General features: G+C 72.9%; 9 protein-coding genes. 2 read left to right on the forward strand and 7 right to left on the reverse strand.

Going from position 1 to position 10,436, the window contains the following annotated elements; genetic code table 11:
• Positions 1-15: 15 nt before the first annotated feature.
• On the forward strand, positions 16-933 hold the full coding sequence (locus K7C20_RS12435; RefSeq protein ID WP_245171011.1) for a hypothetical protein: 918 nt from the start codon (positions 16-18) through the stop codon (positions 931-933).
• A 413-nt stretch (positions 934-1,346) separates the two neighbouring features.
• Here K7C20_RS12435 and holA read toward each other — a convergent pair whose 3' ends face one another.
• Positions 1,347-2,330: a DNA polymerase III subunit delta gene (gene holA, locus K7C20_RS12440; protein ID WP_053208859.1), complete on the reverse strand. Its 984-nt coding sequence runs from the start codon at positions 2,328-2,330 to the stop codon at positions 1,347-1,349.
• Between the two features lie 171 nt (positions 2,331-2,501).
• Here holA and K7C20_RS12445 point away from each other — a divergent pair, with 171 nt between their 5' ends.
• A complete protein-coding gene (locus tag K7C20_RS12445) occupies positions 2,502-2,786 on the forward strand; it encodes a hypothetical protein (protein WP_374210904.1) in 285 nt (94 codons plus the stop codon).
• 253 nt (positions 2,787-3,039) lie between these two features.
• Here the strand turns inward: K7C20_RS12445 and K7C20_RS12450 are convergent, their stop codons facing one another.
• The 6 genes from K7C20_RS12450 to K7C20_RS12475 all read right to left on the reverse strand — a co-directional run bounded on the left by K7C20_RS12450 (position 3,040) and on the right by K7C20_RS12475 (position 10,429).
• Positions 3,040-3,834: an arylamine N-acetyltransferase family protein gene (locus K7C20_RS12450; RefSeq protein ID WP_053208857.1), complete on the reverse strand. Its 795-nt coding sequence runs from the start codon at positions 3,832-3,834 to the stop codon at positions 3,040-3,042.
• Positions 3,834-4,319: an RrF2 family transcriptional regulator gene (locus tag K7C20_RS12455; RefSeq protein ID WP_053208858.1), complete on the reverse strand. Its 486-nt coding sequence runs from the start codon at positions 4,317-4,319 to the stop codon at positions 3,834-3,836. The genes K7C20_RS12450 and K7C20_RS12455 overlap by 1 nt, the downstream gene beginning before the upstream one ends.
• A 10-nt stretch (positions 4,320-4,329) precedes the next feature.
• Positions 4,330-7,365: a ComEC/Rec2 family competence protein gene (locus K7C20_RS12460; protein ID WP_246655296.1), complete on the reverse strand. Its 3,036-nt coding sequence runs from the start codon at positions 7,363-7,365 to the stop codon at positions 4,330-4,332.
• The gene (locus K7C20_RS12465; RefSeq protein ID WP_053208765.1) at positions 7,362-8,090 is read right to left on the reverse strand and encodes a ComEA family DNA-binding protein; all 729 of its coding nucleotides are present in this window, start codon (positions 8,088-8,090) and stop codon (positions 7,362-7,364) included. The genes K7C20_RS12460 and K7C20_RS12465 overlap by 4 nt, the downstream gene beginning before the upstream one ends.
• A gap of 509 nt (positions 8,091-8,599) precedes the next feature.
• On the reverse strand, positions 8,600-9,445 hold the full coding sequence (locus K7C20_RS12470) for a DegV family protein (protein WP_030082000.1): 846 nt from the start codon (positions 9,443-9,445) through the stop codon (positions 8,600-8,602).
• A 234-nt stretch (positions 9,446-9,679) separates the two neighbouring features.
• On the reverse strand, positions 9,680-10,429 hold the full coding sequence (locus K7C20_RS12475) for a hypothetical protein (protein WP_030082001.1): 750 nt from the start codon (positions 10,427-10,429) through the stop codon (positions 9,680-9,682).
• Positions 10,430-10,436: the final 7 nt, after the last annotated feature.

The raw sequence follows: 10,436 nt of genomic DNA on the forward strand, positions 1-10,436 counted from the left end.
CGCTACGCTGCCGCCATGTCTATTTCGGGGGATCAGAACAATCCGTACGGCCCGCCGCAGCCCAATCCGTACGGCCAGGTGCCCGCAGCCCAGAATCCGGTGCCCGCACAGCAGAATCCGTACGCACAACAGGCCATGCCACAGGGGCCGGGCGCCGGATACGGCTATCCGACACCCGGCGTACCCGCTCCGCCCGTAGGGGCACCCGTCGGCGCACCCGGAGCGTCCCCCGGTGGCGCGGGCCGTGGAATGTCCGGCTGGCTCTGGGCGATCGGCGGGGCGGTCGCCGCGTCCGCGATCTGGGGGTCCGTGCTGTTCGCCACCGAGGGCTTCTCCTCCGAGCCCACGCCCGATCTCGCGGGCTACGCCTACACCGGTGATCTGTGTGCGGACACCTCGCTGACCCCCTTCCAGGACGCCCACTTCAAGACCAAGGCGAACACCGGAACGGCCTCGAAGGACGCCAACCCGCAGCACAGCGGCACCCAGCTCGAAACCCTGGACACGATGACGTGCAACGTCTCGTTCGAGCAGGAGAACGCAGGCAGCTCCGCCTACTCCTCGACCTGGCTCTACAACACCGCCACGCTGCACCGGGGGTCCGACCCGGCGCCGGAGTTCGCCGACGGCTACCGCTCGTACGAGAAGCAGGACGCCTCGGTCGGCTACCGGGTCGAGGCCGTGGCGGGACTCGGCGACGAGGCCTACCTGGTGACCCGGAAGGACGAGGGCGGCACGAGCAACAGCTCATATGTGATCCTCGGCGTCCGGGACGGCTGGATGACGTACCAGTCGACGTGGTCGAGCTATGCGTCGAGCAGCAGCAGCGGTAGCGACAGCGGCAAGCAGCCGACGGCCACCGAAGTGGCCACGATGCTGAAGACCAGCGCGACGGAGACGCTCAAGCGACTCCAGAACTCGCGGTCTCGGTGAGGCCGAAACCGCAAGGGGCAAGGGAACGGCCTCAGGGGGCAATGGAACGGGCCTCAGGGCAGTGGACCGCAGGCCAGCGGGCCGCGGGGCAGCAGACGGCAGGGACAGCGCACCGCAGGAGCAGCGGGCCCCAGGAGCAGCGCACCGCCTGACGGTTGATCGCGTTGCGGCCCTGCGATGAGGACGGAGCGCCATACGGCCGGGGGCGGTGAGGACGAAGCGCCGTACAACAGGGCGCGGTGAGGACGAAGCGCCGCACGGCCAGGGCGGTGAGGACGAAGCGCCGCACGGCCAGGGGCAGTGAGGACGAAGCGCCGCACGGCCAGGATGCGGCGAGGGCAGATCTGACGGCCGGCCCGCCCGCTGCCGGCCAGCCCAGCTCACTGCCTCCCGACGAGCCCGCGGCTGCTACTTCACCGCGACCGGGCCGCCCGGGCGATCGCCACGACGGCCTTCTCCAGGGCGTACTCCGGATCGTCCCCGCCGCCCTTCACCCCGGCGTCGGCCGCCGCCACCGCGCGCAGTGCCGTGGCCACGCCGTCCGCCGACCAGCCGCGTATCTGCTGCCGTACGCGGTCGATCTTCCAGGGCGGCATGCCGAGTTCGCGGGCGAGGTCGCCGGGGCGGGCGCCGCGCGGGGCGGAGGCCAGCTTGCCGATGGCGCGGACGCCCTGGGCGAGCGCGCTGGTGATCATGACGGGGGCGACTCCGGTGGCGATCGCCCAGCGCAGTGCCTCCAGCGCCTCGGCGGCACGGCCCTCGACCGCACGGTCCGCGACGGTGAAGCTCGATGCCTCGGCCCGCCCCGTGTAATAGCGCGCGACGATGGCCTCATCGATCGTGCCCTCGACATCGGCGGTCAGCTGCGAACAGGCCGAGGCCAGCTCACGCAGATCGCTGCCGATCGCATCGACCAGCGACTGGCAGGCCTCCGGCGTCGCCGAACGCCCGACCGCCCGGAACTCGCCCCGCACAAAGGCCAGCCGGTCGGCCGGCTTGGTCATCTTGGGGCAGGCCACTTCCCGCGCCCCGGCCTTGCGGGCAGCGTCCAGCAGGCCCTTCCCCTTGGCAGCGCCGGCATGCAGCAGCACCAGCGTGATCTCCTCGGCGGGCGAGCCGAGGTATGCCTTGACGTCCTTGATGGTGTCCGCGGACAGATCCTGGGCGGCGCGCACGACAACGACCTTGCGCTCGGCGAAGAGCGAGGGGCTGGTCAGCTCGGCCAAGGTGCCGGGCTGGAGCTGGTCGGGGGTGAGGTCGCGCACATCGGTGTCCGCATCCGCCGCCCGGGCAGCCGCCACCACCTGCTGCACGGCGCGATCCAGCAGCAGGTCTTCCTGGCCCACCGCGATCGTGACGGGGGCGAGCGGGTCGTCTTGAGCTGTCTTCCTGGCCATCGCGTCCAGCATCCCACGCCCCACTGACAACCCGCCCCGGGCCGGGTTGACGACCTTTCCCCGACCGCTTCGGCCACCCGTCCCGGACCGCTTTGACGAACCGTTCCGGACCACTTTGACGAACCGTCCCGGGCCGCTTTCAGGCCCCTGCCGGGCAGGGGCACCGTCCCCCTGTCGGACAATGGCCGGGTGAATGATGCTGCCCCACACCCACCACACGTACGGCATGTACTGGTCCTTCCCGACCGCGACGCAGCGGAGGAGGTGGCCGAGGCGCTGACCGAACGCTTCGGTGTCGCCGAGGAGCCCCAGCTCGTACGGGACGCCCTGGCCGGCGAGGACGACGCCGAGGACGCGCAGTGGCTGGTCGTGGTCGAAGACCCGGCCGCCGCCCACGACCCGGCACGGCTGCACGACCTCGCGGCGGAGTACGAGGGCTGGCGCGAGGCCGAGTAACGACGGCCGCGTGGCGACGGGCCGCGTGGTGGTGAGCCGCGTGGCGGGGGGACGCCTGGTAGGGGGCCGCGTGGCGGGGGGGGGACGCCTGGTGGGGGACGCCTGGTGGGGGCCGCGTGGCGGGGGGACGCCTGGTGGGGGGCGCATACTGACGAGCCGAATGGCGACGGGTCGAGTGACTCTGGGCCGCAGGAATGCGGGCCGCGGGAATGCGGGCCGCATCACAGCAAGCCACGGGCCACGGGCCACGGGCCTAAGCGCCGCTCCCGGACGTCCGTACCCCGCCGACCACGGGCTCCTGTCCCAGAACAATGCCGAACTGCTCCCGGTAGACGGCGAGGACCTCGTCCTCGCCCACCTGGCGCTCATCCCGTGCACCGTCCGCCCCGGTGGTCACGAGCGTACGGCCGGAGAGCGTGATCCGGCCGGTCTCCGTCAGCCGGGAGCACACCAGGGACCGGGTGAAGTGCGACTTGGGCGAGGTCCGGTGCCACCAGCAACCGGCCTCGAAGTCCGGGTAGGCACGCGGACGTTGCTCGAGGCGGTACTGCGGCTCACCGTCCCTCAGCACATCGAGATCGCCCTCACCTGTCTCCTCGATCCGGAACACACCGCCGGGATCGGGCTGGTCGGCCCGGCTGTCCCAGCGCAGCGGAAAGTGGCTGTGCCTGCCGAAGCCGACGTCCGCGAGCCATGGCCCGCTAGGCGTCCGGACGCGCAGTACAAGGTGGTCGTACGGGATCCCGGTCCCGTCGGGGCCGAACACGCGGGCGGAGAGCAGGTCGACCTCGTAACCGAGCGCGCCCAGGAGCATGGCGAAAGCACCGTTGAGCTCGTAACAGAAGCCGCCCCGCCGGGCGCCGACGATCTTGTCCAGCAGTGGCTGCTCCGCGAGCACGATCTCTTCGCCGAGGTGGATGGAGAGGTTCTCGAAGGGGACGCTACGCAGATGGCTGAGGTGCAGCGCATGCAGCGCGTCGGCATCGGGGGCCCCGGGGCGGGCGACGCCGATCCGGGCGAGGTAGGCCTCAGCGGCAGCGATGTCCATCAGGTGTGCGTCCTCTCCGTAGCGAACCAGCGGCGGGTTCGTTCGACCGCCGAGGCGGGCGTAGCGGCAATGACGTCGGCGATGGTCTGTGCGGCCAGCTCACGCCGCCAGGCCAGCTCGGCCTTGCGCATCGCCGTGGAGATTCCGCAGGGCCGGCCGGACTCCCTGCCGGAGGCCTCGGCACCGGCCCCCCGCTGACGGATCTCGGTACAGCGAAAGGCGTCTTCGGTGCCCTCGATCGCGGCGACGACATCCATGAGGGTGATCCGCTCCGGCGGCCGCGCCAACTGGAAGCCGCCCCGCGCGCCTGGCGTGGAGCTCAGGATCCCGGCCCGAACCAGCGCCTGCAGCCGCTTGTTCAGGTATGCCGCAGGCAACTCGAACGAAGCCGCCAGCCGAGCGGTGGACACGGGCCCTTCCCCTTCGAGCCAGGCCAGCGTCACACAGCAGTGCAGGCCCCACTCGACGCCTTCACTCATCCTCATAATCTGGAGTCTACAGATCCTGGTTCAGCACCTTGACGCGATGCGCCCTTCCGCAATCCGCCCCCTCCGCTATCCGCCCTTCCGGCGTCACCTGCTTGATCCATCGGGTCCTCTGCACCGCGCCGCCAGCCTCCTCCCCCCTGCGGCGCTGCTTTTGGCACGGGCAACGGGTACGTGAGCGACGGCTGCCGACTGTCCGCGCCTGGGGTCGACGGCCGCCGGACTTACCGCCGCCGCCTGTACCGCCGCCGGCTCGACGACCGCCGTCCGGACGAGTCCGGGTTCTCCGGGCGCCGGCCAGGCGGGCCTTGATTCGGTGGCCGCTGACCGTCGCCGACAGCCTGGCCGTCGTGCCCAGGATCGCGATGGCTCCGTCGGTGTCCGTCCGCAGCACCCGGGCGCCCTGGGCACGCAGCGCCGCGATGGTGCGGGGTGCCGGATGGCCGTACGGGTTGTCGATGCCGCAGGAGATCAGGGCCAGGCGCGGCGCAAGCCGATGCAGCAACGGCGGGTCCTGGCTGGCGGAGCCGTGGTGTGCCACCTTCAGGACGTCGACGCCGCCCAGCTCGGGATGGGCCGCCAACAGTGCCCGCTGGGCGGGTGGTTCGAGGTCACCCAGCAGCAGGAGAGTCAGCCCGCCCGTACGGACCAGCAGGGTGACACTGGCGTCGTTGGGGCCGTCTACGGCGTCGAGGCCGGCCGGTTGGCTGTTGGGGGCGATGGCGCTGCCGGGGCCGGGGAGCTCGGGCGGGGCGGGTGGCCAGAGGACCTCCCAGCTGAGGGGGCCCAGCTGACGCCGCTCCCCCGGTTCGGCGCGGATGACCGGAACCCGGGCCGCGGCAGCCGTGGTGCGCACGAACTGCGCCTGCCCCGGCGGGTCCTGCAGCGTCGTGGTCTCGATCGCACCGACCGAGCGGCCGCGGAGCACTCCAGGGAGCCCGTCCACATGGTCGGCGTGGAAGTGTGTCAGGACGAGGAGGGGGACGCGGCGGATCCCCAGGTCGTCGAGGCAGCGGTCGATGGCGTGGGGCTCCGGCCCGGTGTCCACCACCAGCGCCGTACCGTCCCCGGCCGCCAGCACCAAGCCGTCGCCCTGCCCCACGTCGCAGACCACGGCTCGCCACCCCGGCGGTGGCCAGCCGGTGAGGACACGGGTGATCGGAGCGGGGCGGCACACCGCCAGAATCAGCGCCAGTGCACAGAGCGCGCACAGCCAGGGGCGGCGCAGCACCCTGCGGGCGACCAGCACCAGGACCACGGTGGCAGCCGCCAGCACCAGTCCACCGGTCCAGCCGCCCGGCCAGTCGAACTCCGCCCCCGGCAGTGCCGCACCTGTACGGGCGACGCCGGCGATCCACTCGGCAGGCCAGCCCGCGCACCACGTCAGCGCCTGGGCGACCGGCAGGGCGACCGGGGCGGTGGCGAGGGCCGCGAAGCCCAGCACCGTTGCGGGAGCGACGGCCAGTTCGGCCAGCAGATTGCAGGGCACGGCGACCAGGCCCACCCGGGCCGCCAATACGGCGATGACCGGTGCACAGACCGCCTGGGCAGCGGCCGCGGCGGCGATCACCTCGGCGATCCGGGGCGGCACCCGACGGCGCTGGAGCGCGGCACTCCAGCGCGGCGCGAGCAGTAACAGTGCGCCGGTGGCCAGCACGGACAGCAGAAAGCCATAGCTACGGGCCAGCCAAGGGTCGTACAGCACCAGGAGCAGCACCGCGGCGGCGAGGGCCGGGAGCAGCGAGCGGCGGCGGCCGGTGCCGATCGCCAGCAGTGTGATCAGGCCGCAGGCGGCGGCCCGCAGCACGCTGGGGTCCGGACGGCACACCACCACGAAGGCGAGGGCAAGCGCGCCGCCGATGACGGCCGTGCCGCGCAGCGACAGTCCCAGACGCGGTGCCAGCCCACGGCGCTCGGCGCGCGTCGCGAGGTGCGGCGGCCCGATCAGCAGGGCGAGCACAATCGTCAGATTGCTGCCGGAGACGGCCAGCAGATGCGTCAGGTCAGTGGCACGAAAGGCATCGTCGAGATCCGGCGGCACGCGCGAGGTGTCCCCCACCACGAGCCCCGGCAACAGCGCACGGGCATCGGGACGCAGCCCGTCGGTGGCCTCCCGCAGCCCGGCACGCAGATGGCCCGCCAGCCGCTGAAGGGCAGACGGCGCACCGGCCTTGACCGGCGGCGCATCGGCGGTGACCCGCAGCACGGCGGCAACCTCGTCGGTCGGGGACAGCGGCGGTGCGGCGCGCGCCACCACCCGGATACGCGTCGACGGCAGCAGCCCGCGCCATGCCGACGCGAGGCTCCCGCGAGCTTCGGGGCCGCGCTCTTCGCCGCCTCCCCCGCGTGGCCGTACGACTACCAGCGTCGGCGTGCGTACGGCCGTGACCGCGCCGTCCGGCGCCGTGACGCGGACGGCCTCGGCAGTGAACACCAGTACCGGGGGCGTCCGTTGGGAGCCTCGCACCTTGGGGCGGGTCAGATGGGGATCGCCGGTCACCTCCAGCTCCGCCGTGACCCCCGTGTAGCCCTCCGCCAAGGCCGGCAGCGGCCCGCGCCGCACATCCGACGCATGCAGCGCCGCCGACGCAGCCCCCGCCGCGGCACACAGCAGCACCGCGGCCAGGGCCACGAACGCCCCTGCGGACCAGCGGCGGGGAGGGCGGGGAGGGCGGGGACGAGGTGGCCCCGCCCGTCGCAGGGCGGTATCGGCCCGAGGCCCGACGACGGGCCCCTCCCCCTCCGCCCCCTCCGCCTCCGCCCCCTCCGCCTCCGCCTCCGCCTCCGCCTCCGCCTCCGCCTCCTGGGCACGCTCCGCCCTGCGTCGCACGACGGCCACCCGCAACGCGAACACTGCGAGCCCTACGGCCCCGCAACAGGCCACCGTCACACCCCCGCCGGGAGCACCCAGGCTGATCACCGCGCCCGTCCAGGCCGCCAGTGCGGGCGCGACCAGCCGCAGATCGGCCGGGCCCTCCTGATGCGGGTCCGAGGCGCCGCGCGGGGACGTCGCCGCGGCATGCACGGTGGCGCGGGCACCGGTCATGGCTGCACCAGGGGACGTAGATCGGCGAAGCGGCGGTCACCGATGCCGGTCACCTGGCGGAGCTGGTCCACCGAGGTGAACCCGCCGTGCTGGGTTCGGAATTCGACGATGTGCCGGGCCAGGACAGGCCCCACTCCGGGCAGGGAGTCGAGCTGCTGCTCAGTCGCCGTGCTGAGGCTGACCGGCCCGGCCGGGCCTGCCTGACCGCCTCCGGCACTGGGCAGCCCGCTCCCCGGCCCGCCGCCCCCCGCGCCGACGGGACCGGCGCCGCCTCCGGCCGCACCGGCCGCGCCCACCACGATCTGTTCGCCGTCGGTCAGCAAGCGCGCCCTGTTCAGCCCGCGGGTGCTCGCTCCGCGCAGCACCCCGCCCGCGGCCTGTAGTGCGTCGATCACCCTCGACCCCGGGGGCATCCGGTGAATTCCGGGGTGCCGGACCTTGCCCGTGACATCGACGACCAGCTGGCGTCCCGCACCGCCCGGCGGACCATGCGCCATCGCAGCGGCGGACGAGGACGAGGACGGCGGCGACGGTGAGCGTGGCCCGGGGCCGCCTGCCACTGCGGACCGTTCGGCCGCCGGGGCCCGTACCGGCTCGGGGCGACCGGTCCAGAAGTGCTGCACGGCGAATCCCACAGCCACCACGAGCACCAGGAGCAGGGCGACGAGCGTCTTCGGGTCGGTGCCGCAGCGTAACTGCACCCAGAGCGGGAGACGTTCGCGCACCGCAAGCCATGCCCGCTCCCGCCGGCCCGGTCCCGGTCCCGGCGGATCGTGCCCGGGGCCCGGCGGATCGTGCCCGGGACCCGGCGGCCCCGCCCCGGCCACCGCGCACGGATCGCCGAAGATCGCCGCAACCCGGGCCCGCACCCGTTCACGCTCCCCCTCCCGCCGCTCCGACGCACGGGCAGGAGCCAAGGGACCAACGGGAGCGGAGAGCACCGACGCAGCGGGCGAAGCCCAAGAAGCCGAAGAAGCCGCGGTAGCCGAAGAAGCCGACGCAGCCGACCAGTTGGAGGAGAACGACGAAGGCGGCGGGGCGGACAAGGCCGACGCACCTGACGGACCGGAAACCGTCGACCAGGCCGGCGAGGCCACCCACGCGGATCGAGAGGAGTTCATACCGATCGACGCTAAGCACCTCGCGCAGATCTCGCCGAGATGCCACAAATCCGGTGGATAGCGCCCCAGTTGTGGATAACTCCGTCACCCACAGGGCAATCCCACCGCCGCTCTCACCGCGGCGACACCACAGCCCCCAGCAGCCCCGGGCCCGTGTGCGCGCCGATCACCGCGCCGACCTCGCTCACATGGAGCTCGTTGAGCCCCGGTACCCGCTCCCGGAGCCGCTGGGCCAGGGCCTCCGCACGCTCCGCCGCGTCGAGGTGGTGGACCGCGATGTCCACCTGGCCCCCGCCCGCCCGCTCCACGGCGATCTCCTCGAGCCGTGCGATGGCCTTGGACGCCGTACGGACCTTCTCCAGCAGCTCGATCCGCCCGTCGGCCAGTTGAAGGAGCGGTTTGACGGCGAGCGCGGAGCCGAGCAGCGCCTGCGCCGTGCCGATACGGCCGCCCCGGCGCAGATAGTCGAGGGTGTCGACGTAGAAGTAGGCGGAGGTGCCCGCGGCGCGCTTCTCCGCGGCGGCGACCGCCTCGTCGATGTCCCCGCCCGCCTCAGCCGTCTCCGCGGCGGCGAGGGCGCAGAAGCCGAGAGCCATTGCGACCATCCCGGTGTCCACGACGTGTACGGGTACCGGCGCTTCCCTGGCCGCCAGCACCGCCGCGTCGTAGGTGCCGGAGATCTCCGAGGAGAGATGGAGCGAGACGATGCCGCCCGCGCCGGCCGCCGCGACCTTGCGGTACGTGTCCGCGAACACCGTGGGGCTGGGACGGGAGGTCGTCACGGGCCGTCGCTTCTGGAGCGCCTGGGCGACGGATCTCGCGGAGATCTCGGTGCCCTCTTCCAGGGCCCGGTCCCCCAGGACGACGGTCAGCGGAACGGCCGTGATGCGGTGACGCTCGACAGCCGTCCGCGGCAAGTAGGCCGTGGAATCGGTGACGATCGCGACATGGCGGGACATGACTGGGAGGTTATCCGGGGATCCCGACGCCGCACAGTGCGGGCCCCTCCCCAAGATCTTCCAGGTTTCACCAAGGCTCTGCCAAGAGCCCCGGAAGATGCGGCTGTCGCGGCCCTCAGATCCTCGCAGGTTCGCCGATGCCCGCCGCTCCCGGCTTCACCGCCTTCTCCCCCGGGCCCCGCCCCGCCCCCACCCCACCCCTCGCACCCGCCGGTGTCTTGCGGGCTCACAGCCTCACGTCGTCGTTTCCTCCGTCCGCGGTGCCTTCTGCCACGGGTAGGACGGCTGGGTGCGCGGGTCCTGGGCGGTGATCGCCGGCGGGTCCTCGGCGTGCGGGCCCCAGGAGTGGTCGCTGCCGGCCGAAGCCTGGCCCGCCCTCTGGCCCTGCCCCGGGCGGCGCTCCTGTACGGGCTCCCGCAGCGGGTCCGCGGAACCCTCGGCCCGGGTCCAGTGACGCAGCGCCCCGGACTCCACATCGATCTGGTCGCTCAGCGAGGCAAGATCGTCGTCCGCGAACTTGCGGGCGCGGTCGCGCGCGGCCCAGCGCAGCGACTCCGCGGAGTGCGTGATCCGCTCCAGACGCTCGCGGAACTCCGGGAGCCGGGCGGCGATCGTGGCCCGGTCAGGCTCACGTTCGAGCCGCTTGAGTTCATCGTCGAGCTCATGGCCATGGACGCTCAGACGCTCGAAGAGCCCGATCGCCTCGCTGAGGGAGGCATCCTCCGAGGAACCGCTGTGGAGCGCCTCCTGGGTGGCGCGCATGGACGTGCGCAGCGAGAGGCGCAGCTGTGCCAGCTCGCCGACCACACCGGGCTGGGCGAACTGCCGGGCCCGGAGGGTGGTGTCCTCGACGGTTCTGCGGGCCTGGGCGACCGTCCGGTCCACACCGGCCTTGGCCGCCTTCACGGCCTTGACCGTGACGAACACCCCTGCCAGGACGAACAGCACAAAGAGCAGCCCGAAGACGGCAACAGCAGCTTCCATGGGCTCT

It is taken from the genome of Streptomyces decoyicus, assembly GCF_019880305.1.
In the GTDB taxonomy this organism is placed as follows: Bacteria; Actinomycetota; Actinomycetes; order Streptomycetales; family Streptomycetaceae; genus Streptomyces; species Streptomyces decoyicus.